This is a genomic window from Pseudomonas sp. WSY_20, assembly GCF_043104335.1.
Classification (GTDB): domain Bacteria; phylum Pseudomonadota; class Gammaproteobacteria; order Pseudomonadales; family Pseudomonadaceae; genus Aquipseudomonas; species Aquipseudomonas parafulva_B.
Genome location: NZ_JBICKP010000054.1, coordinates 12345 through 34254 on the forward strand (window position 1 = coordinate 12345; position 21910 = coordinate 34254).

At 62.8% G+C, this 21910-nt stretch carries 20 protein-coding genes; 10 read left to right on the forward strand and 10 right to left on the reverse strand.

Going from position 1 to position 21910, the window contains the following annotated elements; genetic code table 11:
* Positions 1-3 precede the first annotated feature (3 nt).
* Genes dapF through ACF8E5_RS13280 form a run of 4 tightly spaced genes read left to right on the forward strand, consistent with a single transcriptional unit; the run spans position 4 to position 3149 of the window.
* Positions 4-834 (forward strand): diaminopimelate epimerase, encoded by an 831-nt coding sequence (gene dapF, locus ACF8E5_RS13265; RefSeq protein ID WP_078479335.1) that lies wholly within the window; start codon positions 4-6, stop codon positions 832-834.
* 13 nt (positions 835-847) lie between these two features.
* Positions 848-1558 carry a DUF484 family protein gene (locus ACF8E5_RS13270; RefSeq protein WP_058638862.1) on the forward strand — a complete coding sequence of 237 codons (711 nt, stop codon included), beginning with the start codon at positions 848-850 and terminating at the stop codon, positions 1556-1558.
* Positions 1558-2454 carry a tyrosine recombinase XerC gene (gene xerC, locus ACF8E5_RS13275; protein WP_058602808.1) on the forward strand — a complete coding sequence of 299 codons (897 nt, stop codon included), beginning with the start codon at positions 1558-1560 and terminating at the stop codon, positions 2452-2454. Before ACF8E5_RS13270 ends, xerC begins: the two co-directional genes overlap by 1 nt.
* Positions 2454-3149 (forward strand): HAD family hydrolase, encoded by a 696-nt coding sequence (locus ACF8E5_RS13280; protein ID WP_058602807.1) that lies wholly within the window; start codon positions 2454-2456, stop codon positions 3147-3149. Before xerC ends, ACF8E5_RS13280 begins: the two co-directional genes overlap by 1 nt.
* A 77-nt stretch (positions 3150-3226) precedes the next feature.
* Here ACF8E5_RS13280 and sutA read toward each other — a convergent pair whose 3' ends face one another.
* The 3 genes from sutA to glnK all read right to left on the reverse strand — a co-directional run bounded on the left by sutA (position 3227) and on the right by glnK (position 5789).
* On the reverse strand, positions 3227-3556 hold the full coding sequence (gene sutA, locus ACF8E5_RS13285; RefSeq protein ID WP_023532471.1) for a transcriptional regulator SutA: 330 nt from the start codon (positions 3554-3556) through the stop codon (positions 3227-3229).
* Between the two features lie 515 nt (positions 3557-4071).
* A complete protein-coding gene (locus ACF8E5_RS13290) occupies positions 4072-5403 on the reverse strand; it encodes an ammonium transporter (RefSeq protein WP_023532646.1) in 1332 nt (443 codons plus the stop codon).
* Positions 5404-5450: 47 nt separating this feature from the next.
* Positions 5451-5789 carry a P-II family nitrogen regulator gene (gene glnK / locus ACF8E5_RS13295; RefSeq protein WP_002555808.1) on the reverse strand — a complete coding sequence of 113 codons (339 nt, stop codon included), beginning with the start codon at positions 5787-5789 and terminating at the stop codon, positions 5451-5453.
* Positions 5790-6152: 363 nt separating this feature from the next.
* Between glnK and ACF8E5_RS13300 the strand changes: the two genes are divergently transcribed.
* Entirely contained in the window at positions 6153-6410 is a 258-nt protein-coding gene (locus ACF8E5_RS13300; RefSeq protein ID WP_058602805.1) for an accessory factor UbiK family protein, read from the forward strand.
* A gap of 35 nt (positions 6411-6445) precedes the next feature.
* On the opposite strand, the gene ACF8E5_RS13305 is transcribed toward ACF8E5_RS13300, so the two are convergent.
* The gene (locus ACF8E5_RS13305) at positions 6446-8455 is read right to left on the reverse strand and encodes a DUF4034 domain-containing protein (RefSeq protein WP_392475406.1); all 2010 of its coding nucleotides are present in this window, start codon (positions 8453-8455) and stop codon (positions 6446-6448) included.
* 232 nt (positions 8456-8687) lie between these two features.
* Between ACF8E5_RS13305 and ACF8E5_RS13310 the strand changes: the two genes are divergently transcribed.
* The 4 genes from ACF8E5_RS13310 (at position 8688) to ACF8E5_RS13325 (ending at position 12911) form a co-directional block, all read left to right on the forward strand.
* The gene (locus ACF8E5_RS13310) at positions 8688-10178 is read left to right on the forward strand and encodes a YifB family Mg chelatase-like AAA ATPase (protein ID WP_058602804.1); all 1491 of its coding nucleotides are present in this window, start codon (positions 8688-8690) and stop codon (positions 10176-10178) included.
* 117 nt (positions 10179-10295) lie between these two features.
* Positions 10296-11072, forward strand: a complete 777-nt coding sequence (locus ACF8E5_RS13315) for an alpha/beta fold hydrolase (protein WP_392475389.1) — start codon at positions 10296-10298, stop codon at positions 11070-11072.
* Positions 11072-11869 carry an SDR family NAD(P)-dependent oxidoreductase gene (locus ACF8E5_RS13320; protein WP_144963932.1) on the forward strand — a complete coding sequence of 266 codons (798 nt, stop codon included), beginning with the start codon at positions 11072-11074 and terminating at the stop codon, positions 11867-11869. The genes ACF8E5_RS13315 and ACF8E5_RS13320 overlap by 1 nt, the downstream gene beginning before the upstream one ends.
* Positions 11870-11999: 130 nt before the next feature.
* Positions 12000-12911 (forward strand): LysR substrate-binding domain-containing protein, encoded by a 912-nt coding sequence (locus ACF8E5_RS13325; RefSeq protein WP_197844302.1) that lies wholly within the window; start codon positions 12000-12002, stop codon positions 12909-12911.
* 200 nt (positions 12912-13111) lie between these two features.
* Here ACF8E5_RS13325 and ACF8E5_RS13330 read toward each other — a convergent pair whose 3' ends face one another.
* The 4 genes from ACF8E5_RS13330 to ycaC all read right to left on the reverse strand — a co-directional run bounded on the left by ACF8E5_RS13330 (position 13112) and on the right by ycaC (position 17196).
* Positions 13112-14953 (reverse strand): amidohydrolase, encoded by a 1842-nt coding sequence (locus tag ACF8E5_RS13330; protein ID WP_392475390.1) that lies wholly within the window; start codon positions 14951-14953, stop codon positions 13112-13114.
* A gap of 77 nt (positions 14954-15030) precedes the next feature.
* A complete protein-coding gene (locus ACF8E5_RS13335; RefSeq protein WP_392475391.1) occupies positions 15031-15849 on the reverse strand; it encodes an alpha/beta fold hydrolase in 819 nt (272 codons plus the stop codon).
* Positions 15850-15886: 37 nt separating this feature from the next.
* Positions 15887-16453 (reverse strand): antibiotic biosynthesis monooxygenase, encoded by a 567-nt coding sequence (locus ACF8E5_RS13340; protein WP_392475392.1) that lies wholly within the window; start codon positions 16451-16453, stop codon positions 15887-15889.
* Positions 16454-16566: 113 nt separating this feature from the next.
* Positions 16567-17196: an isochorismate family cysteine hydrolase YcaC gene (ycaC, locus tag ACF8E5_RS13345; protein ID WP_023532859.1), complete on the reverse strand. Its 630-nt coding sequence runs from the start codon at positions 17194-17196 to the stop codon at positions 16567-16569.
* 223 nt (positions 17197-17419) lie between these two features.
* Between ycaC and ACF8E5_RS13350 the strand changes: the two genes are divergently transcribed.
* Complete coding sequence (locus ACF8E5_RS13350; RefSeq protein WP_058638853.1) at positions 17420-18847, forward strand: mechanosensitive ion channel family protein; 1428 nt, start codon at positions 17420-17422, stop codon at positions 18845-18847.
* Between the two features lie 29 nt (positions 18848-18876).
* Here the strand turns inward: ACF8E5_RS13350 and ACF8E5_RS13355 are convergent, their stop codons facing one another.
* Positions 18877-20163 carry an FAD-binding oxidoreductase gene (locus ACF8E5_RS13355; RefSeq protein ID WP_197844305.1) on the reverse strand — a complete coding sequence of 429 codons (1287 nt, stop codon included), beginning with the start codon at positions 20161-20163 and terminating at the stop codon, positions 18877-18879.
* Between the two features lie 159 nt (positions 20164-20322).
* Entirely contained in the window at positions 20323-21813 is a 1491-nt protein-coding gene (locus ACF8E5_RS13360) for an aldehyde dehydrogenase family protein (RefSeq protein WP_197844306.1), read from the reverse strand.
* Positions 21814-21910 lie beyond the last annotated feature (97 nt).

Genomic DNA, 21910 nt, shown 5'->3' on the forward strand with positions numbered 1-21910 from the left:
CCCATGCTGCTGCGTTTTACCAAGATGCATGGGCTGGGCAACGACTTCATGGTCCTGGACCTGGTAAGCCAGCATGCCCACATCCAGCCCAAGCACGCCAAGCAGTGGGGCGATCGCCACACGGGCATCGGCTTTGACCAGTTGCTGATCGTCGAGGCGCCAAACAACCCGGAAGTCGATTTCCGCTACCGTATCTTCAATGCCGACGGCTCCGAAGTTGAACAGTGTGGCAATGGTGCACGCTGCTTTGCGCGGTTCGTGCTCGACAAGCGCCTGACCGCCAAGAAGCGCATACGTGTGGAAACCAAGGGCGGCATCATCGTGCTGGACGTGCAGAACGACGGCCAGGTCAGTGTCGACATGGGCCCGCCACGCTTCGTCCCTGCCGACATCCCGTTCGTCGCCGACGCGCAGTCGGTGAGCTACCCGCTGGAGGTGGACGGTCAGGTGCATTCGATTGCAGCGGTGTCCATGGGCAACCCTCACGCCGTACTGCGCGTGGACGATGTGGTCAGTGCCCCTGTGCATCAGCTGGGGCCGAAGATCGAAAACCACCCGCGCTTCCCCCAGCGCGTCAATGCCGGCTTCCTGCAGGTCATTGACCGCCACCGCGCCAACTTGCGCGTGTGGGAGCGCGGTGCTGGGGAAACCCAGGCGTGTGGTACCGGGGCCTGTGCAGCTGCCGTGGCTGCCATCAGCCAGGGCTGGATGGACTCGCCCGTCTCCCTTGACCTGCCGGGCGGGCGCTTGCATATCGAGTGGGCCGGTCCAGGCAAGCCGGTGGTGATGACCGGCCCAGCCGTACGCGTCTACGAAGGACAGGTTCGATTTTAAGCGAGTAACCGTCATGACCGATCACCCCAAGGATATACCCCAGCAAGCCGCTGAGCTCGATGCCGAAGCGGTGGTCGCTTACCTGCGTGCTCATCCGACCTTCTTCACCGAGCATGATGAGCTGCTGGTCGAGCAGCACATTCCACACCAGCGCGGTGACAGTGTTTCCCTGGTCGAGCGCCAGCTCAAGTTGCTGCGCGACCGCAACATCGAGATGCGCCACCGCCTTTCGCAGTTGATGGACGTGGCCCGTGACAACGATCGGTTGTTCGACAAGACCAGACGCCTGATCCTGGACTTGCTCGACGCCACCACGTTGGAAGACGTGGTGATGGTCGTCGAAGACAGCCTGCGTCAGGAGTTCCAGGTGCCTTTCGTCAGCCTGATCCTGTTTGGCGACAACGTGGCGCCCGTGGGGCGCTGGGTCAGCAACGCCGAAGCCCAGCAAGCGATCGGCCCGCTGCTCGGTAGCGGCAAGACCGTCAGCGGCAGCCTGCGTGACCACGAGCTGGCGTTTCTGTTCGGTGAGGAGCAACGCCGCGACGTAGGCTCCAGCGCAGTGGCGACCCTGGAGCACCAGGGGCTGCATGGTGTGCTGGCCATTGGTAGCCGCGACCCGCAGCATTACAAGAGCAGTGTCGGCACGCTGTTCCTGAGCTATATCGCCGAGGTGCTGGGCCGTGTGGTCCCCCGCGTCAGCCAAAGCCTGCGCCCGGTGCGCTGATGGAGCGCCAGCTGGAGGCTTACTGCGCACACCTGCGCAATGAGCGCCAGGTTTCCGAGCACACGCTTGTGGGCTACCGTCGGGACCTGGAGAAGGTCATGGCCTACTGCAGCGAGCAGGCTATCGGGGGCTGGCAAGCCTTGCAGATTCAGCACCTGCGCCAGTTGATCGCGCGCCAGCATCACCAGGGCCAGTCTTCGCGCAGTCTGTCCAGGCTGCTATCGGCGGTGCGAGGGCTGTACCGTTATCTCAACCGCGAAAAGATCTGCCAGCACGATCCTGCCAATGGCCTGAGCGCCCCCAAGGGGGAGCGTCGATTGCCCAAGGTGCTCGACACCGACCGTGCCTTGCAACTGCTCGATGGCGGCGTGGACGATGATTTCATTGCCCTGCGCGATCAAGCCATCCTCGAATTGTTCTACTCCTCAGGCCTGCGCCTTTCGGAGCTGACCAACCTTGATCTCGACCATGTCGACCTGGCCGGTGGCCTGGTACAGGTGCTGGGCAAAGGCGGCAAAGCCCGCGTGCTGCCGGTAGGGCGCAAGGCGCGGGAGGCGCTGCAGGCGTGGTACCGCGTGCGTGGCGCCGGCAACCCCAGGGATCGCGCCGTGTTCATCACTCGGCAAGGCAATCGCATCAGCCCACGCGCCGTGCAACAGCGGGTCAGGGTGGCCGGAGAACGCGAGCTGGGCCAGCATTTGCATCCGCACATGCTTCGCCATTCCTTCGCCAGCCACGTGCTGGAATCGTCCCAGGACTTGCGCGCTGTACAGGAAATGCTCGGACACGCCGACATCGGCACGACGCAAATCTATACGCACCTGGATTTCCAGCACCTGGCAACGGTGTACGACAGCGCCCATCCCAGGGCCAAACGCAGCAAAGGCACCGACTGATGAACATCAAGCTGATCACCTTCGACCTCGACGATACTCTGTGGGACACAGCGCCGGTCATTGCCAGTGCCGAGGTTGTGCTGCGCGACTGGCTTCAAGCTAATGCCCCGTTGCTGGGCGACGTGCCTGTCGAACATCTGTTCGCCATCCGTGAACGGATCGTCCTGGCAGAACCCGAGCTCAAGCACCGTATCAGCGCCTTGCGCCGCCGCGTGCTGACCCGCGCCCTCGAAGATGTAGGCTACGGCCAGACGCAGGCGCAACAATTGGCCGAACAGGGGTTCGAGGTGTTCTTGCAGGCCAGGCACAAGGTCGAGATTTTCCCGGAAGTCCAGCCGATGCTGGAATTGCTGAGCCAGCATTACGCCCTGGGCGTCATCACCAATGGCAATGCCGATGTCAGCCGGCTGGGGCTGGCCGACTATTTCCGCTTCGCCTTGTGCGCGGAGGACCTGGGTATCGGCAAGCCCGACCCTGCCCCGTTTGAAGAGGCCCTGCGGCGCAGCGGCGTGCCTGCCAGCGAAGCGGTGCACGTCGGCGATCATCCTCGCGATGACATTGCCGGTGCTCAGCGCGCCGGGCTGCGCGCTGTCTGGTTCAACCCCCAGGCCAAGGCATGGGTCGGTGAACAAGCGCCCGATGCCGAAATTCAGCGCCTGTCGCACCTGCACGAGGTGCTTGCTCGCTGGCAATGACCTCGCCGACAGCACCTCGCCGCGCAAACCAGGCATAAAAAAACCCGCAGCGACGGCGGGTTTTTCGAGGGCATCGCTTAGATAGGGCGACTGCCGTATTTGTTGTCCGGCTTCTTGGGTGGGTCGGCGACCACATTGGCCTCGACTTCCTGAACCTTGCCACCACGCGACAGGAACTCTTCCATGGCCTTGGCCAGGGCATCGCGCTCCTTTTGCTTGGCTTCCAGGCTGGGCATCTCGTCTACCGAGACAGCCGCCTTGGATTTGCCCTTGGCAGCGGGTGCAGGACTGCTGTCGTCGTCGCCAGCGTCTTCTGCAACATCATCGGCAGCCGCTTCCAGGCCGTCATCAGCCTCGTCTTCATCACCGACCTCGAGGTCATCATTTTCCAGATCGTCGTCGCTCATGTTCTACCTCATGACGTGCAAAAGCAGGTTAGTTAGAGACCAGTGCAGCCGTAGACCGGCAGCGCCTGGCGAAAATTCCACTGGCCGTGGGTTCGACCTCGGCCTTTGGGCCAACACATCTGACGGACGGCTGTACCCTGGTGGGCCTGCACGTGGCAGTGCCGCACAAAACCTGTGACCCCTGCTGGGCCACGCGCTTTTTTAGCAAGCCTGGCAAAGGCTGGCAGGGGTGATGAATGCATGATCCAACACCCTTCGGCGCGCATTCTAGCGTGCTCGCAGAAAAAGCAAAGCGCCATGAATGCCCCAACTTTTGTAAGTTTTGTACCCGTGTCACAAACAGGCGGGATAAACCGTTTGCGCGCCTGAAAATACTGGGCAATTGATCAAAAAAAGGCAGCAGGGGCGCCTGTGAGCGACATGCCAGCCCATGCCCCGGACGCCTGCCCAGGCCGACCCCAACCACAAGACGAAAAAATGCCCGGCAAGCCGGGCACATTTCTGCAGCTTCGTTGTTACAGGTTGTAGCCGCGTTCGTTGTGCTGCGCCAGATCAAGACCAACGGATTCTTCTTCTTCGTTGACCCGAAGCCCCATCACCAAGTCCAGGACCTTGAGGATGATGTAGGTGACGATGGCGGTGTAGGCCACGGTGAAAATCACGCCCTTGGCCTGCACCCAGACCTGCATGCCGATATCGGTGACCGCGCCGAAGCCGCCCAGCGCCGGGGCTGCGAACACACCGGTCAGAATGGCGCCGACAATACCGCCGATGCCGTGTACGCCAAATGCGTCCAAGGAGTCGTCGTAGCCGAGCTTGCGCTTGAGGCTGGTGGCGCAGAAGTAGCAGATCACGCCCGATGCGAGGCCGATGACCAGGGCGCCCATCGGCCCCACCGTGCCCGCTGCCGGCGTAATGGCGACCAGGCCCGCGACCACGCCCGATGCGATACCCAGCGCACTGGGCTTACCGTGACCGATCCATTCGGCGAACATCCAGCCCAACGCCGCAGCAGCCGTGGCGATCTGGGTGACCAGCATGGCCATGCCTGCAGTGCCGTTGGCCGCAGCCGCCGAACCCGCGTTGAAACCGAACCAGCCGATCCACAGCATGGCCGCGCCCATCAGCGTGTAGCCCAGGTTGTGCGGTGCCATGGGTGTGGTCGGGTAGCCTTTGCGCTTGCCCAGCACCAGGCAGCAGACCAGGCCTGCGATACCGGCATTGATGTGCACGACGGTGCCACCCGCGAAGTCCAGCACGCCCCAGTCCCACATCAGGGCACCGTCACCGCTCCACACCATATGGGCGATCGGCGCATAGACGAGGGTGAACCAGATGCCCATGAACACCAGCATGGCCGAAAACTTCATGCGCTCGGCGAAGGCGCCCACGATCAAGGCCGGTGTGATGATGGCGAACGTCATCTGGAAGGTGATGAACACCGCTTCGGGGAACAGCGCCGTGGCCGAGGTCAGGCTGTCAGGCGTCACGCCGCTGAGAAATGCCTTGGAGAAGCCGCCGACGAAGGAATTGAAGTTGAGAACGCCTTTCTCCATACCGGTGGTATCGAAGGCCATGCTGTACCCGTAGACGACCCAGAGAATGCTCATCAAGCCAGTGATGGCGAAGCACTGCATCATCACCGACAACACGTTTTTCGAGCGCACCATGCCGCCATAGAACAGCGCCAGGCCTGGGATGGTCATGAACAGCACGAGCGCCGTGGCGGTGAGCATCCAGGCGGTGTCGCCGGAGTTGAGTGCTGGCGCGGCCTCCTCTGCAAGGGCAAGCCCTGGCATGACGAAGGACAATAGGGCTCCTAGCCCTGCGATCTTACGCAGAGTCATATTGTTTTCTCCTGGGGCGTTGGGTTTGGTGAGGCTTGTGTTGCTGCTTAGATCGCGTCGGTATCGGTCTCGCCGGTACGGATGCGGATCGCCTGCTCCAGATTCACCACGAAGATCTTGCCGTCACCGATCTTGCCGGTGTTGGCAGCCTTGGTGATGGCCTCGATTACCCGATCCAGGTCTTTGTCATCGATGGCAACATCGATCTTCACCTTGGGCAGGAAATCGACCACGTATTCGGCACCGCGATACAGTTCGGTGTGACCCTTTTGACGCCCGAAGCCTTTGACTTCGGTGACGGTGATGCCCTGCACGCCGATTTCCGACAGTGACTCGCGCACGTCGTCCAGCTTGAACGGCTTGATGATGGCTGTGACTAGCTTCATGAAACTCTCTCCCGATTTGGTGGACTTGCCCCAGGAAAACAAACCCGTCTCAAGTCTAAGCGCAGCGGTTGCCTTTTGTAACGCGTCGTCGGCATGCGCACTGCCTGGTCACAAGGAACTGCATCAGTGCATGGCTCGCTTAGCACTTTGCAGAAACCTTGCCAGGTTTGTGAAAGCCAGCAAAATCAGACCTTTGGTCACATTGCACGGCTTTGGCCCATCGCCACTACCCAGCCTGTGCACTCATACGGTGCGAGGCCGACACTGCCATTGCGCGAAAAATGTGCAACGCCGCCTCGTCATTGGAGACACCGGGGTGCGTGGTACACTGGCCACCATTTCCCGACACTGGTGGATACCTTGATGCTCGCGCCCAAAGCCCTTCTCGATGCCCTGAGCGACCAGGCCTCGCGCCTGTTCAGCAGCGACAACACCCAGCCTCGGGCCGAGCTGGAAAGCCAGTTCAAGGCCCTGATGCAGGGCGCTTTGAGCAAGCTCGACGTGGTCAGCCGCGAGGAATTCGATAGTCAGATGGTGGTGCTGGCACGCACCCGGACTCGCCTGGAGGCGCTGGAAAAACAAGTCGCCGAACTCGAAGCGCGCCTGGAAGCTAAACGCTGACGCCTAGGCTGAGTGAATCAGCCTCTTATCAGGTTTCAGCGCGCTTCAAGCCTGCGGGCCGGTCGATCCAGGCCAGGTTTGGGCGGCAGTTCGCTGGGGCGTAGGGTGCCCCGGAACAATGCAGCACCGTATTGCGTGAACAGGGTGCGTACCCTGTTATGCGAATTGAGGACTTCGGCGTGAATGTCTTCGATGGCAGTGTCGCCAGGTCGCAGACTCGCCGCGTGGGTCACCCACTCGATGGCTGCGTAGCGGCTTTGCCTGCGTGTACCTTGCCCCTGCATCCAGGCAAGCCCCAGCTCGGCACTGGCACGCGCCGCAATAGCGCTGTCCGGGTGTTCCACCAGGCTGAGCAAGTAGGCGACCGCCTCGGCTCGCTCACGCGGCTGGCCAAACTGGCGCAGCAATATGCCCAGGTGCAACCGTGCGCAGGCATTGGTCTGAGCATTGCCCAGGGCGTCTATCAACAGGCACCTGACCTCAAGCACCTTGTCTCGATCACCAAAGTTCGTCCCCCCTTGCATCTGCAGGCAGGCCAACCGGTATTTGGCTTGGCGACTGCCCAGCTGGACGGCGCGCAGCAACCATTGCTCAGCCACTTCACGGTCCAGGTATCGCCCAGGGGTATCGTTCCACTCGCCCTGGTGCAGTTCAAACAGGCTCAACGCCGCACCTGACAGGGCTTGCTCGGCGCCGCCCTGAAGCAAAAAGTAGGCGACCTCATGCCGCCCGTAGGACCAGAGCAAGCGGGCCAGTTCCAGGATTTTCAGGCCCGGCGCCTGGCCCGCCCGCTGGCGCTTGATCGCAATCGCCAGCCAGCGCTTGGCTTGATCGCCGCTGCGCGCCAGGCCCCACAAGCCACAGTGATGACCCGCGGCCCGCAGCGCGCAGGCAGCGGCGTGGGAGCGGCCATCGCTCAGGCGAAGGATCGCGGTATTGAGCAACGCCTGCTCGTGCGCGGGCGTGCTCGTCAAAGCCGTGATGATCAAATGTCGAAGCGGCGGCCCCAGTGCCTGAATGCCGCCCAAGTCGGCAGGGCACGCAAGACTCTGGGTAAAATCGGCCAGTGCCTGGTTGTGATCGCGTAAAACGCTCGCCTGCAATGCACCGCGCCATGCCAGCATCACGGCAGTATCCCTGGGCCGCAGTGGTCGCACAGCCCAGTCGTCGAACAACTGCTGGTACTTGGCCACGGCGCTTGGGCGCTCGGTACTGGGGAGCTTCAAGCGTGCCTCGACGGCCATCCATCGCAGCGCATTGCGCAACGGCTCGCTCCAGCCCTGGCAGGACGGCATGTTGACCAACCGTTCGACGGACTCGACTTGCCCACGTCGGTCCTGCAACAGATACAACGCATGGGCCTTGATGGCCTCGAAGCAGCCCGGCCGTGCGGCCAATGCCTGGCTCAGCCAATAGGCCTGCGGTTCCTGGCGCTCGGTGCGCGGCGCGAGCCCATCGGGCAACATCCGAGGCAGCTCGGCCAAGGGCATCACCCCATGCCTGACCAAATACGGCGCCGCAGCCTCCTGCACCTCTACATCCGCACGTGCACTGGGCCTGAAGCGGGCAGGCTGTTCATTGAACAGCTCCATCAGCCAGCCCGGCTCGCGGAACCTGGCACTGAGCAACTGCAAGCCTATGGAGGCCGCAACCGGTCGCTCCGAACGGGCCAGGGCTTTGAGTAAATGGGCAGTGGCGGTTTCGCACATTTGCTCTATCGCCAGCCAGCGTGCCGGTGTGCGGGCGCCGCCCTGGTCCACCTGGCAGGCACGGTTGAGGCAATAGAAGCCCATGACGACCTGCGGGTGATAGGCCCTGGGGCAGGCATCGATCCAGGCCCGAAGGACCTGGCTCAGCGCTCTGTCCCCCTGGTCCGGGTCGATCAGCAGATGGCGCTCGACAGCTGAGAGGTAAGCTGGGAACTCACCCGGAGGGGCTTGGTGCCAGCGGGCCTCCAGGGAATCGAAATAGCGGTTGAGCTCGACGAACGCATTGGTCTGAACCAGTTCGCGAATAACCTCACGGGTGTGGGTGAGCGTTTGCACAGCGCAATACCTCAAGTCCATTTCAAGGTCGAAGCGGTGCCATCCCATGGCATCGGTGGTTTGCTTGAACAACACTAAGCCAAAGAAGGTCGCTGCGCAAAGCTATTGGATCCATTTCCAGGCGCTACTTAGGCGGAAATGATCAGAAGCACACTGGTACCCCCACCGCCATCCTGGCTCGCTATGCTTGGTCCATCCGCAGGAAGCGGTCTTGGCAGCGAATGGAGCGCCCATGTCTTTAGCCCTTGTCCACAGCCGCGCCCAGGTAGGCGTACAGGCCCCGGCCGTCAGCGTCGAAACCCATTTAGCAAATGGCTTGCCTCATCTCACATTAGTCGGCTTGCCCGAAACCACGGTCAAGGAAAGCAAGGACCGCGTGCGCAGTGCCATCGTCAACAGTGGCCTGAATTACCCAGCGCGGCGCATCACGCAAAACCTCGCACCCGCCGACCTGCCCAAGGACGGTGGCCGCTATGACCTGGCCATCGCCCTGGGCATCCTGGCGGCCGACGCCCAGGTACCCGTTGCCGCCCTGACCGAGCTCGAATGCCTGGGCGAGCTGGCGCTGTCAGGCACGTTGCGGCCGGTGCAGGGCGTCTTGCCGGCAGCACTCGCCGCACGCGAAGCTGGCCGAGCGCTGGTAGTACCCCGTGAAAATGCCGAGGAAGCCAGCCTTGCCAGCGGTTTGGTGGTGTATGCCGTCGGCCATCTATTGGAGCTGGTGGCCCATCTGAACGGGCAGGTACCGCTACCTGCCTATGCCGCCAATGGCTTGCTCCTGGACCCTCGCCCCTATCCCGACCTGAGCGAGGTGCAGGGGCAACTGGCCGCCAAACGCGCGCTGCTACTGGCCGCTGCCGGGGCGCACAACCTGCTCTTCACCGGGCCGCCGGGCACTGGCAAAACCTTGTTGGCCAGCCGCCTGCCGGGCCTGCTGCCACCGCTGGATGAGCATGAAGCCCTGGAAGTCGCCGCCATCCAGTCGGTCAGCGGCCACACCCCGCTGAGCAGCTGGCCACAGCGACCGTTTCGCCATCCTCACCATTCCGCCTCCGGGCCTGCGCTGGTGGGTGGCGGAAGCCGGCCGCAGCCCGGGGAAATCACCTTGGCCCACCACGGGGTGCTGTTTCTGGACGAGTTGCCCGAATTCGAGCGCCGGGTACTTGAAGTGCTGCGTGAACCCTTGGAATCTGGCGAGATCGTGATCGCCAGAGCGCGGGATAAAGTGCGCTTCCCTGCCCGCTTTCAGTTAGTCGCCGCCATGAACCCCTGCCCCTGCGGCTACCTGGGCGACCCCACAGGGCGATGCCGTTGCAGCACCGAACAAATCTCCCGTTATCGCAATAAACTGTCAGGCCCGCTGCTGGACCGTATCGACTTGCACCTGACCGTGGCGCGCGAGAGCACCACACTCAACAATCGGCCCTGCGGGCAAAGCAGTGCCGACGTCGCCCTCCAGGTCGCGCACGCCCGGGACGTGCAACAGCGTCGGCAAGGGTGCGCCAATGCATTCCTCGACCTGGACGGGCTGCGCCAGCACTGTAGCTTGGCAGCACCTGATCAGGCTTGGCTGGAAGGCGCCTGTGAACGGCTGACGCTGTCGCTGCGAGCAGCACACCGATTGCTCAAGGTCGCCAGGACACTGGCAGACCTTGAGGGATGCACGGCGATTGGCCGGGCGCATCTGGCCGAGGCCCTGCAGTACCGTCCTGGGGGTGGTTGAAAGGATACCTGGATGCCCACCCCGCAGAAACAATGCTGCCCAGCGCTCGCAGCGCCTGAATGAACTTCCCCAGCCGCTTCGCTTTCCATCTATAAAGCGAACGACTTCAGGTGCTCGATGCTCCCATACAGCCAGCAAGGCCGCGGTCCCGTTACCTTCGTGTTGATGCATTTTCTGGGCGGCTCGCACCGAACATGGTCCGCCACCCTCCCTTACCTGGACCGTACGCATGCCTGCATCGCCCTGAACACACCCGGATACGGCGACGCCAATGACGTCACCGGCTATACGGTCGACGAAATGGCCGACCAGGTCGATGCGAGCATCCGGGAGCTTGGGCTCAAGCACTGCATCCTTGTTGGCCACTCGATGACCGGAAAAGTCGCGGTCGTGCTGGCCGCTCGCCGCCCGGACTACCTTCAGGGCCTGATCCTGGTCGCCCCATCACCCCCTGGCCCCCAGCCGATGAGCGATGAAGACCGCGACCAGCAACGGGCCTACACCGCCAGCCGGGAGCAAGCCGAAGCCTTCGTCGACGACTCGAGCTACCACAGGCTGCCCGATGCCCTGCGCGAAGTCGCCATCGCCGACGCCCAGGCCGTCAACCTCGACGCCTGGCGTGCCTGGGTCGATCACGGCAGCCGCGAAGACTGGAGCGATCGCATCGGCCTGCTGCCTTATCCGGCCCTGCTGATCTGCGGCGCCGATGACCAGCAGGTGCCCGACGCCCAAGAGCAGCAACGGACGACCTTGTCGCACTTCCCTAACAGCACTGTGCTTACCCTGCCTGGTGCGGGGCACCTGATGCCTTACCAGACCCCTCAGGCATTGGCCGAGCCGATGCTTGATTTCGCAAGACCTATCGCTGCTGAACTTTCCCTGGGAGATCGTTGATGGATTTAGGTTTGAAAAACCGTGTGGCCCTGATCAGCGGCGCAGCTGGCGGTATTGGTCTGGCCACCGCTCGCCTACTGGCCGAGGAAGGTGTGAAGCTGGTGTTGACGGACATCGACCAAGGTAAGCTCGAAGATGCCGTCAAGGCGTTGGGTGGCGCGCCCTTGCTCATAGCGGCGGACATGACCCGCCAGGACGAGGTGAACAACTTGGTCCGGCAAGCCGAAGAGCGTTTTGGCCAGGTGGACATCGTGGTGCATACCACGGGGGTAACGGGCGCCAAGGGTGACCCGCTGGAAATGAAGGACGAGGACTACCAGGAAGCCTGGGATACCGACTTCTTCACCGCCGTGCGGGTGGCGCGGGCCACCCTTCCGGCGATGCGCAAGCGAGGCTGGGGACGGTTGGTGTGCATCACCTCCGAGAATGCCGTGCAGCCTTACTGGGAAGAGGCTGTGTACAACGTCGCCAAAGCCGCACTGGCTGCGTTCATCAAGAACCTGTCCTACAAAGAGGCGGCGCATGGGGTGCTGTGCAACACGGTGTCGCCGGCCTTCATCGAAACCAACATGACCGATGGCATGATGAAACAGCGCGCCGAAGAGAAAGGCGTGAGCTTCGAGGAGGCTATCGAAAGCTTCCTCGAAGAGGAGCGGCCCGGCATCGTGCAGAAGCGTCGAGGCAAGCCTGAAGAGGTCGCGGCCGCGATCGCGCTGCTGGTTTCGGAGCGGGCTTCGTTCATCAATGGCAGCAACCTGCGGGTCGATGGCGGCTCGGTGCAAAGCGTCCAGAACTGAACCAGCACGGGTGCTCGGGCCGGGGCGGGCCCGAGCGCGCTCCGCGCCCCAAGCGCCAGATCCACCATCCAGCCGCCAGGAACGTTAAACTGCGCAGGCCGCCCTTGGCGGGTTCTGTGGAGACGCATTCTTGGAAGACCTCAACTCACTCTACTACTTCACCCAAGTGGTCGAGCACGGTGGCTTCGCCCCGGCGGGTCGGGCGCTGAACATGCCCAAGTCGAAACTCAGCCGACGCATTGCCGACCTCGAAGAGCGTCTGGGCGTGCGCTTGCTGCAGCGCACCAGCCGCCACTTCGCGCTGACCGAGATCGGCCAGGCCTATTACAACCGTTGCCTTGCCATGCGCGTCGAAGCCGAGGGTGCTGCCGAGATCATCGAGCGCAACCGCAGCGAGCCCCGAGGGCTGGTGCGTATCAGTTGCCCGACCACTCTGCTCAACGCCTGGGTCGGGCCGATGTTGACGCGCTACATGCTCAAGTACCCGCAGGTGGAGCTGTTCATCGAAAGCACCAACCGGCGCGTCGATCTCTTGCATGAAGGCTTCGACATCGCCCTGCGTGTTCGTTTTCCGCCGCTGGAAAACACGGACATGGTGATGAAGGTGCTGAGCGACAGCACCCAGTGTCTGGTGGGCCATCCTCGCTACCTGGCGCAATTGCCAGACGGTTTCGATCCTCAGTTGCTGGGCGCGCTGCCCAGCCTGCATTGGGGCAGCGCCCAGCGGGAGTATCACTGGGAGCTGTCCCAGGGTGGTGACAACAACCAGAGCATCGTCATACCGCACACGCCGCGCATGGTCACCGACGACCTGTTTGCCCTGCGCCACTTCGTGGTTGCGGGTATCGGCATTGCGCACCTGCCACGCGTGGCTGTGCGTGACGACCTGGCAGCGGGCCGCCTGGTGGAGTTGCTGCCAGGCTGGTACCCGCGCAGTGGTATCGTGCATGCGATCTTTCCCTCACGACGCGGCTTGCTGCCCTCGGTGCGTGCATTGATCGATCACCTGGCGGACGAATTTGCGCTTTGCGACATGGCATGAGGTTCGAACCGGTAAGGTTCATGGCGGGCGCCCGACATTGTCCCGCCGCTTCAGTTACAAGACAGTGAACGGCTGCGGGTAACCGGGTGCTTTGGCCCACAACCTGTCTATCGGAATGTCGCCTGGGACGCTAAGCCGTTCAAAACCTAGCGCGTTGCATCTGAAATGCTGGGGCTGCCGCACAGCCCTCAGAATCGGGCCTAGAACGCAAAGCACGAGCAACCCAGCGCGCCCCAGAACCCCTGGAAGTCATTGACCGGCACGCTGGAATGCCGGGCCTTATCATGGCTGTGGGCGTGGACACCGCACGGGCCCGAGCACTGGTGTGCCATGCCGACCAGCGAGGGGGTGCCCACGCGCCAGTGGCCCGGCACCTTGGCGACCGGTGACCACTCAGGCAACACCGGCACCTGGGGTGGCCCTAACGTGTCGAACTCGGCGGCGCCGTACACGACCTTGCCGTCCACCACGGTGAGCACCGACTCGATACCCTTGATCGCCTCTTCCTCCACCGAGAAGAAATCCAGCGACAGCGCCGCCAGGTCGGCGAGCTGACCGACCTTGATCTGCCCCTTCTTGCCCTGCTCACTGGAGAACCAGGCACTGCCCTGGGTGAACAGCTGCAAGGCCGTGTCCCGGCTCAGTCCTTCGGGATACAGCGCCATGCCGCCAACGGTCTTGCCGCTGACCAGCCAGTACAGCGAAGTCCACGGGTTGTAGCTGGACACGCGGGTCGCATCGGTACCCGCCCCTACTGGCACACCCATCTCCAGCATGCGCTTGATCGGCGGCGTCTGCTGCGCCGCTTGGGCGCCATAGCGGTCGACGAAATACTCGCCCTGGAAGGCCATGCGGTCCTGAATGGCAATGCCGCCACCCAAGGCGCGTACCCGCTCGATGTTGCGGGGCGTGATGGTTTCGGCATGGTCGAAGAACCACGGCAAGCCATTGAACGGTACGTCGCGGTTGACCTTCTCGAACACATCGAGCATGCGCGTGATCGACTCGTCATAGGTCGCGTGCAGGCGGAACGGCCAGCGTTGCTCGACCAGGTGTCGCACCACCGGCTCCAGTTCCTGCTCCATGGTCTGCGGCAGGTCCGGGCGCGGTTCCAGGAAGTCTTCGAAGTCGGCAGCCGAGAACACCAGCATTTCGCCTGCACCGTTGTGACGCAGGAAATCGGTGCCGCTGTGCAACTTGACGCTGGCCGTCCATTTGCGGAAATCGTCCAGCTCTTCCTTGGGCTTCTGGGTGAACAGGTTGTAGGCGATGCTCACCGTCAGCTGACCGTTGTCGGCCAGCTCCTGGATCACCGAATAATCGTCCGGGAAATTCTGGTAGCCGCCACCGGCATCGATGGCACTGGTCAGCCCCAATCGATTCAGTTCGCGCATGAACTGGCGTGTGGAGTTGACCTGGTATTCGAGAGGCAGCTTGGGGCCTTTTGCCAGCGTGGCGTAGAGAATCATGGCATTCGGCCGCGCGATCAGCATGCCCGTCGGGTTGCCGAATTTGTCACGCTGGATTTCCCCCCCAGGTGGATTGGGCGTGGTCTTGTCATAGCCCACAGCCTTGAGCGCTGCACGATTGAGTAATGCCCGGTCGTACAGGTGCAGCAGGAACACCGGGGTATCAGGCGCAGCCTGGTTGATTTCCTCAAGGGTGGGCATGCGTTTTTCGGCGAACTGGAACTCGTTCCAGCCACCCACCACCCTGACCCATTGCGGGGTCGGCGTACGTGCGGCTTGGTCCTTGAGCATGCGCAGGGCATCGGCCACCGACGGAACCCCTTCCCAACGCAGCTCCAGGTTGTAGTTGAGGCCCCCGCGGATCAGGTGCAGGTGCGAGTCGTTGAGCCCGGGAATGACGGTGCGCTGGCGCAGGTCCACAAGCTGGGTGGCCGTTGCTTTGTGGGCCATGGCCTCGGCATCGCTGCCCACGGCGATGAAACGACCGTCCTTGATGGCTACGGCGGTGGCGTTGGGGTTCTCGCGGTCGACGGTGTGCAGCTTGCCGTTGAACAGAATCAGATCAGCGCCCATGGGGCCTCCTTGGAATGGGTAGCAAATTCATACGTCAGGCGCAGCGGCGGCGTGGCGACGCCGCCTGCCCGTCTGGCTCAACGCTGGAGAAACGCCAGCAGGTCTTCGTTCAGTTGTTGCGCATGGGTCACAGCAAACCCATGCGGCGCACCGGCATACACTTTCAGCTCGGCGCCGGCGATCAGCTGCGCCGCGCGCTTGCCGGTGGTCTCGAAAGGCACGACCTGGTCGGCATCGCCGTGAATCACCAAGGTCGGCACATCGACCTGGGTCAGGTCCTGACGGAAATCGGTTTGCGAAAATGCCGTCACGCAGTCCAACGTCGCCTTGAGCGAGGCCAGCAGCGCGATGTTCAAGGTCTGCGTCTGTACGCCTTGGGACACCTGCTGGCCCTGCTTAAGCCCGTAAAACGGGGCAGCGAAGTCGGCGATGAACTGAGCGCGGTCGGCCCGCAACCCGGCCTCGATCCCTTCGAACACCGACAGATCCACCCCGTCCGGATTATCTGGGCGCTTGCCGAACACAGGCGTCACAGCTCCCAGCAGCACCAGACCGGCCACCCGCCCGGTACCGTGGCGACCGATATAGCGGCTGACATCACCGCCTCCCATCGAAAAGCCCACCAGGGTGACCTCATGCAGGTCCAGGTGCTCGATCAGTTGCGCGATGTCATCGGCGAAGGTGTCATAGTCGTAGCCGGTCCACGGCTGGCTCGACCGACCAAAGCCACGGCGGTCGAAGGCGATGGCCCGGTAGCCGCGGCTGGCCAGGTACTCCATCTGCGTGTCCCACATGTCGGCATCCAGCGGCCAGCCATGGCTGAACAGCACCGGCTTGCCAGTACCCCAGTCCTTGAAATAGATCGAGGTGCCATCACGCGTTTGGAACGTGCTCATATCGGTATCTCCTAGCGGTACGTGGAAAAGGGCTTGTTCAGCCGCGCAGCCAATGGGCGCAACGGCGGGTGACCCAGGGCATGATGTAGAACACCACAGGCAGGATGACGAACAGGTTACCGATCAGGGTGCCTCTGACCGGCCCAGCCAGCTGTGGAAAACGTTCGAAGAGCGGAACCAGCAGGTGCGGGACCAGGAACGTCATCGGGCAGATCACCAGGTACGTCAGCACTGCCTGTTTCCAACGCGGCGGTGGTACGGCGCCGGTGCCGGGTGGGGTGAACCAGAATTCCGGGTCCTCATGGACCTGAGGGCTGTCGCCACCGTCGAGCAGCGGCAGCACGTCCCGGATCATCGCCTGGCGTTCTGCCGAATTGACCCACGCCTGCAACAAGTCGGTATTGGCGAACCGGACCACGGTGGTGAAGTGTAGACCGCCCTGGTCGGGTCGAATGACATTGACGTCCAGGTGCCCCGCCTGGCGGCGGGCGGTGCCTACCGCGTGCTTGAGCCACACTTCGTAGTCGTTCAGTGACGCGGCGCGGACCTTGTGCTGGATCACCAGGGTAACCACATTGCGGTTGTCTTGGGCGGCGGTGTTCATCTGCATTCCTTGGGCTGAGCCTGCCCGCATCCGCTGGGCAACAGGGGACGGGCTGAACGTTATCGAGGTGTGCGGCCCTGCGGGCACCGGCCGGGGTGCCCGCGGCGGTGGGGTTACTTGCTGGCGTTGAAAGCGTTGTAGCTGGTCATCAGGTTGCGGTAGTCAGGGATATGGTTGGAGCACAGCGCGGCCAAGCCCTCGACGTCGTTGCGCCAGTCGCGGTGCAGTTCGCAGGCTACGCCGAACCAGGTCATCAGCTGGGCGCCAGCACGGCTCATGCGGTCGTGGGCGGCATCGCGGGTCATGGCATTGAAAGTGCCGGACGCGTCGGTCACCACGAACACCTCGAACGCCTCTTCCAGGGCGGCCAGGGCCGGGAAGGCCACGCACACTTCGGTGACCACACCTGCGATGATCAGTTGCTTCTTGCCAGTGGCCTTCACCGCCTTGACGAAGTCTTCGTTGTCCCAGGCGTTGATCTGGCCAGGACGTGCGATGTAAGGCGCGTCCGGGAACAGGGCCTTGAGCTCTGGCACCAGTGGGCCGTTGGGGCCTTGCTCGAAGCTGGTGGTCAGGATGGTCGGCAGGTTGAAGAACTTGGCCAGGTCCGCCAGGGCCAGCACATTGTTCTTGAAGGTGTCGGGCTCGATATCGCGCACCAGCGACAGCAGCCCAGCCTGGTGATCGACCAGCAGAACGGCAGCGTCGTCTTTGTTCAGGCGGTTGTATTTGAATTGAGTCATGGCGGTTGCTCCAGTAGTCGTGATTTGCAGTAGGTGGGGTGTTTCGCGTTGATGGGAGAAGATTAAAACCATCCAGTTTTAGGCGGTAGATAGTGATTTTTGGCTTTAGCGTTCTATTTTGTGAACGATGGTTCAGCGCCATTAACTGCAGCGCCGTGCCCATTGCCTCCTGCATGAACCTGCTCTATTACTACCCGCAGCCCATCCCTGCCCCGAGACCACCATGCTGGCGTTCATCCAGTCGTCCCCACTGCTGCTCGGTACCACCCTGTTGCTGCTTGACCTGATCGTTTGGCACCTGATTCCGGCCCAGCGCCATGCCTGGCGAATAGCCACGCGGCTGACCCTGTTCCTGCTTTTCAGCCTGGTGCTGGTGGCTGCGGGTATGAGCCCGCTGCAGCCCGCCCCTTGGGTCGACGACGTTGCCCGCAACTTGCTGGCCACCGTGCTTGCCATCGCCTGGTGGCTGTTTGGCGCGCGCACCGTCACGGTGGTTTTCGGCCTGTTGTTGGTGGCGCGCGGCAGCCACGGTGGACGCTTGCTGCAGGATGTGCTCGGCGCATTGATCTTCATCGCTGCCGTGGTGGCGGCGGCCGGCTATGTACTGCAATTGCCCGTCAAGGGGCTGCTGGCCACCTCGGGGGTGATGGCCATCGTTATCGGCCTGGCCTTGCAGAGCACCCTGGCGGACGTGTTCAGCGGCATCGTGCTCAACACCACGCGGCCCTATCAGATTGGTGACGCCATTTCCATCGATGGCACGGAGGGCAAGGTGCTGGACATCGACTGGCGCGCTACCCGCCTGCTCACCAGTAGCGGCAGCCTGGCGGTCATCCCGAACTCCGTGGCTGCCAAGGCCCGCTTACTCAACCATAGCCGTCCGGCTGATGTGCATGGGGTGTCGATCAGCGTGGTCGTGCCTGCCAGCGTGCGCCCTGGCAAGGTGTTCGATGCGCTGGAAAAGGCGCTGCGCGGTACCCGTGCGATTCTTTCCGCACCCGCCTCCAAGGTGGCCGTGAAAACCTCGACGCTCGATTCGGTGGAATACGAAGCCAGCGGTTTCATCGCCGACATGAGTGGCAAGAACGCTACGCGCAACCAGTTGTTCGACCTGGCCCACCGGCACCTGGAAGCGAACGGGGTGCTCTGGAACCAGGACCTGACGATGCCGCCGCGCAGTCGTCAACGGGAGGTGCTGGACGAGGTACGGGTGTTCCGCGCCCTGAGTGATGAAGAGCGTGACACACTGAGCCAGCACATGACCGCCGTCGAGTACCTGGCTGATACGACGATTCTGGAGGTGGGCAAGCAGTCCGAGCACGTGCTGATCATAGGGCGAGGCGTCGTATCGGCGGCGGTGCTGGAGGATGGCAAGCGCCTGGAGGCCGGACGCATGGGCCCAGGTGAAGTACTGGGCATCGACGGGCTCGTTGATGAAGACGACTCGCTGGTGGAGTTCAGAACCTTGACCAGTTGCCTGCTGTATCGCATCGACAAGCAACGGGTCAAAGCGTATCTGCAGCAACATGGCGATGTGCAGACCGCCTTGAGCAAACTGCAACGCGTCCGGCGTCAGGGTCGCGAATCGCTACTCTTGCACAAGCCTGTTTCCATCAGGAAAGGCGGTTTCTTGAGCTGGCTGCACAAATGACGCGTCACCTGCCGGTGTGGGGCGTTGCCTCACAGCACCACACGCAGGCACTGGCCGGCGTGATACAGCGAGAATCCGGACTCATAGAACGCCGTGCGCAGTGACGTCGCGCTCACGCCTTTCATGGTCGAGAACGGTATCGGCAGGCTGGCTGCTTCCCCTTCTGACAGAAACTCGGCGAACGCCCGGCCAATGACGGTGCCGGTCGTATTGCCACGCCCGTTGTAGCCGGTGACCGCCACCAACCCAGGGGCGGGTTCGAACAAACGCATCAGGTGGTCGGGCGTAAAGTCGATGCAGCCGGTCCAATGCATGTCCCATTCGACCTTGCCAAGCGCAGGATAGTAGTGACGCTGGATACGGTCGGCCCAACTGCGCACGAACCACGCGGGCTTGTTGTCGACCCGGCCCAGGCTGCCGAGCAGCAAACGGCCCTGGTCATCGCGGCGAATACTGCTGAGCACGGTGCGGGTATCCCAGGAGCCTTGGCCGTGAGGGAGTATCTTGTCGGCCTGCGCGCCCTGCAATGGCTTGGAGGCGACCTGGTAGTAGTAGCCTTTGAAGAACTGCTTTTGCAGGTTGCTCCAGTCCCCTTCGGTGTAGGCGCCCGTGGAGATCACCACCTTCTCGGCGCGAACCGAACCGCGTGCGGTCTGCACACGCCAGCCGTCACCCTCGCGCGTCAGGCCCTGAACTGCGGACTGTTGGAACAGCTTGCCGCCCAGGCGCACCACGGCAGCTGCCAGGCCCTGGGTGTAGCCCATCGGGTTGATGGTGCCGGCACGGCGGTCGAGCAAGGCGGCGGCGATCTTGTCGGTACCGCAATATTCCTGGCACTGTGCGCCGGTCAGCAGCTCGACATCGGCACCGCGCCGTCGCCACTGCTCGTGGCGGGCCTGCAGATCGGCGATGCCGGTGGCGTTATGTGCCATGTGCAGGGTGCCCTGGTGCCGTGCCTGACAGTCGATGCCCAGGCGTTCGATCATGGCGAACACATCGGCCGGGGCCTGCCCCAGCACCGTATTCAACCGGCTGCCTTGCTTCTGGCCCAGGGTGGCTTCAACGTCGTCCGGGCGAATCCACGTACCGGCATTGACCAGCCCGACGTTGCGGCCAGAGCCGCCGTGGCCCACCTTCCAGGCCTCCAGCACGATCACCGACTTACCCTGCTCGAGCAGGTGAATGGCCGCTGACAACCCGGTAATGCCGCCGCCGATCACGCAGACATCGGCGTGGTGTTCCCCCGCCAGGGCCTGGACGGTCACGCTTGGCACGGTGACGCATTCCCACAAGCATTCTTGACGCAGTTCGGACATGGCCCGGCTCCCGCAATTTATTCTTGTTCGAGACCGCCGTGCGGCCTTTCGCAGCCAAGCCCGCGTCCCCAGGCATCGAGGCATATGCACCGATCCCGATGGAGGCGGGCTTGGTCGCCCACCAAGGGGCGTGCCCCTGGTTCTACACAATCACGCTAGTCAGTCGAACACGATGCCCTGCGCCAGTGGCAACTCACGGGAGTAGTTCACGGTATTGGTCTGACGGCGCATGTAGCCTTTCCAGGCATCGGAACCGGATTCACGGCCACCACCGGTCTCCTTCTCACCCCCGAACGCCCCGCCGATTTCAGCACCGCTGGTGCCAATGTTGACGTTGGCAATACCGCAATCACTGCCAGCCGCGCTCTGGAAACGCTCAGCCTCGCGCAGGTCAGTGGTGAAGATGCAGGACGATAAGCCCTGGGGGACCTCGTTGTTCAGGCGCAAGGCTTCGTCGAAGTCATCGTAGGCCAGCACATAGAGAATCGGCGCGAACGTTTCATGGCGCACCACCTCGCTTTGCCCAGGCATTTCGGCAATGGCAGGCGATACGTAATAGGCATTGGGATATTGGTCGGCCAACTGGCGCTCACCCCCGAACACTTGGCCGCCTTCGTCGCGAGCCTTGGCCAGGGCGCCTTGCATGGCATCGAACGAGGCCTTGTCGATCAGGGGCCCAACCAGGTTGTCCTTGCGCGGGTCACCAATGCGCACCTTGCCGTAGGCGGCTTTGACCCGAGCCAGTACTTCATCCTTGATCGAACGGTGCACGATGAGGCGGCGCAGCGTGGTACAGCGCTGCCCGGCAGTGCCGACTGCCGAGAAGATAATGCCCCGCACGGCCAGGTCCAGGTCGGCGCTAGGTGCCAGGATCATTGCATTGTTGCCGCCAAGTTCCAGGATGCTGCGGCCAAAGCGTGCCGCTACACGCGGCCCGACTTCACGGCCCATGCGCGTGCTGCCGGTGGCACTCACCAGGGCCACGCGGGGGTCATCGACCAGGGCTTCGCCTGCTTCACGGCCGCCGATGACCAACTGCGCAAGACCTGCCGGCGCATCACCGAAGGCTTTCAACGCCTTGTCGAACAACGCCTGGCACGCCAGGGCGGTCAATGGCGTTTTCTCGGAGGGCTTCCACACCACCGAATTGCCGGCCACCAGAGCCAGGGCGGTGTTCCAGGACCAGACCGCCACCGGGAAGTTGAACGCGCTGATCACACCGACCACACCCAGCGGGTGCCAGCTTTCGCGCATGTGGTGGCCAGGGCGCTCGGAAGCGATGGTCAGGCCGTACAACTGACGTGACAGCCCCACTGCAAAGTCGCAGATGTCGATCATTTCCTGCACTTCGCCCAGGCCTTCCTGGGTGATCTTGCCTGCTTCGATCGAAACCAGTTCACCCAGGTCTGCCTTGTGCTCGCGCAACACTTCGCCGAACAGGCGCACCAGCTCACCCCGGCGTGGGGCAGGCACGCTGCGCCACGCCTCGAACGCCTGCTGGGCCTGCTCGATACGCGCGGTGGTCTCGGCTTGACCGAGCAGCGTCACCGAAGCGATCTGGCTGCCGTCGATTGGCGTGTGTACAGCGTAATCGCCTTGGGTGTAAGCCTGGGCAGCAACGCCCAGGCGCTCGAGCAATCCAGCAACCATTGGTGTTCTCCTACATGGGTAGACAGGTTGGATATGATGTGGATCAGTATTAATCCGATCAGTTAAGCGCAACAAACGACCTTTATTCCGCATATCA

Excerpts from the sequence above, each read along its gene's own strand:
- dapF (WP_078479335.1), top strand. The coding sequence starts at position 4 with ATGCTGCTGCGTTTTACCAAGATGCATGGGCTGGGCAACGACTTCATG.
- ACF8E5_RS13270 (WP_058638862.1), top strand. The coding sequence starts at position 848 with ATGACCGATCACCCCAAGGATATACCCCAGCAAGCCGCTGAGCTCGAT.
- xerC (WP_058602808.1), top strand. The coding sequence starts at position 1,558 with ATGGAGCGCCAGCTGGAGGCTTACTGCGCACACCTGCGCAATGAGCGC.
- ACF8E5_RS13280 (WP_058602807.1), top strand. The coding sequence starts at position 2,454 with ATGAACATCAAGCTGATCACCTTCGACCTCGACGATACTCTGTGGGAC.
- sutA (WP_023532471.1), bottom strand. The coding sequence starts at position 3,556 with ATGAGCGACGACGATCTGGAAAATGATGACCTCGAGGTCGGTGATGAA.
- ACF8E5_RS13290 (WP_023532646.1), bottom strand. The coding sequence starts at position 5,403 with ATGACTCTGCGTAAGATCGCAGGGCTAGGAGCCCTATTGTCCTTCGTC.
- glnK (WP_002555808.1), bottom strand. The coding sequence starts at position 5,789 with ATGAAGCTAGTCACAGCCATCATCAAGCCGTTCAAGCTGGACGACGTG.
- ACF8E5_RS13300 (WP_058602805.1), top strand. The coding sequence starts at position 6,153 with ATGCTCGCGCCCAAAGCCCTTCTCGATGCCCTGAGCGACCAGGCCTCG.
- ACF8E5_RS13310 (WP_058602804.1), top strand. The coding sequence starts at position 8,688 with ATGTCTTTAGCCCTTGTCCACAGCCGCGCCCAGGTAGGCGTACAGGCC.
- ACF8E5_RS13315 (WP_392475389.1), top strand. The coding sequence starts at position 10,296 with ATGCTCCCATACAGCCAGCAAGGCCGCGGTCCCGTTACCTTCGTGTTG.
- ACF8E5_RS13320 (WP_144963932.1), top strand. The coding sequence starts at position 11,072 with ATGGATTTAGGTTTGAAAAACCGTGTGGCCCTGATCAGCGGCGCAGCT.
- ACF8E5_RS13330 (WP_392475390.1), bottom strand. The coding sequence starts at position 14,953 with ATGGGCGCTGATCTGATTCTGTTCAACGGCAAGCTGCACACCGTCGAC.
- ACF8E5_RS13335 (WP_392475391.1), bottom strand. The coding sequence starts at position 15,849 with ATGAGCACGTTCCAAACGCGTGATGGCACCTCGATCTATTTCAAGGAC.
- ACF8E5_RS13340 (WP_392475392.1), bottom strand. The coding sequence starts at position 16,453 with ATGAACACCGCCGCCCAAGACAACCGCAATGTGGTTACCCTGGTGATC.
- ycaC (WP_023532859.1), bottom strand. The coding sequence starts at position 17,196 with ATGACTCAATTCAAATACAACCGCCTGAACAAAGACGACGCTGCCGTT.
- ACF8E5_RS13350 (WP_058638853.1), top strand. The coding sequence starts at position 17,420 with ATGCTGGCGTTCATCCAGTCGTCCCCACTGCTGCTCGGTACCACCCTG.
- ACF8E5_RS13355 (WP_197844305.1), bottom strand. The coding sequence starts at position 20,163 with ATGTCCGAACTGCGTCAAGAATGCTTGTGGGAATGCGTCACCGTGCCA.
- ACF8E5_RS13360 (WP_197844306.1), bottom strand. The coding sequence starts at position 21,813 with ATGGTTGCTGGATTGCTCGAGCGCCTGGGCGTTGCTGCCCAGGCTTAC.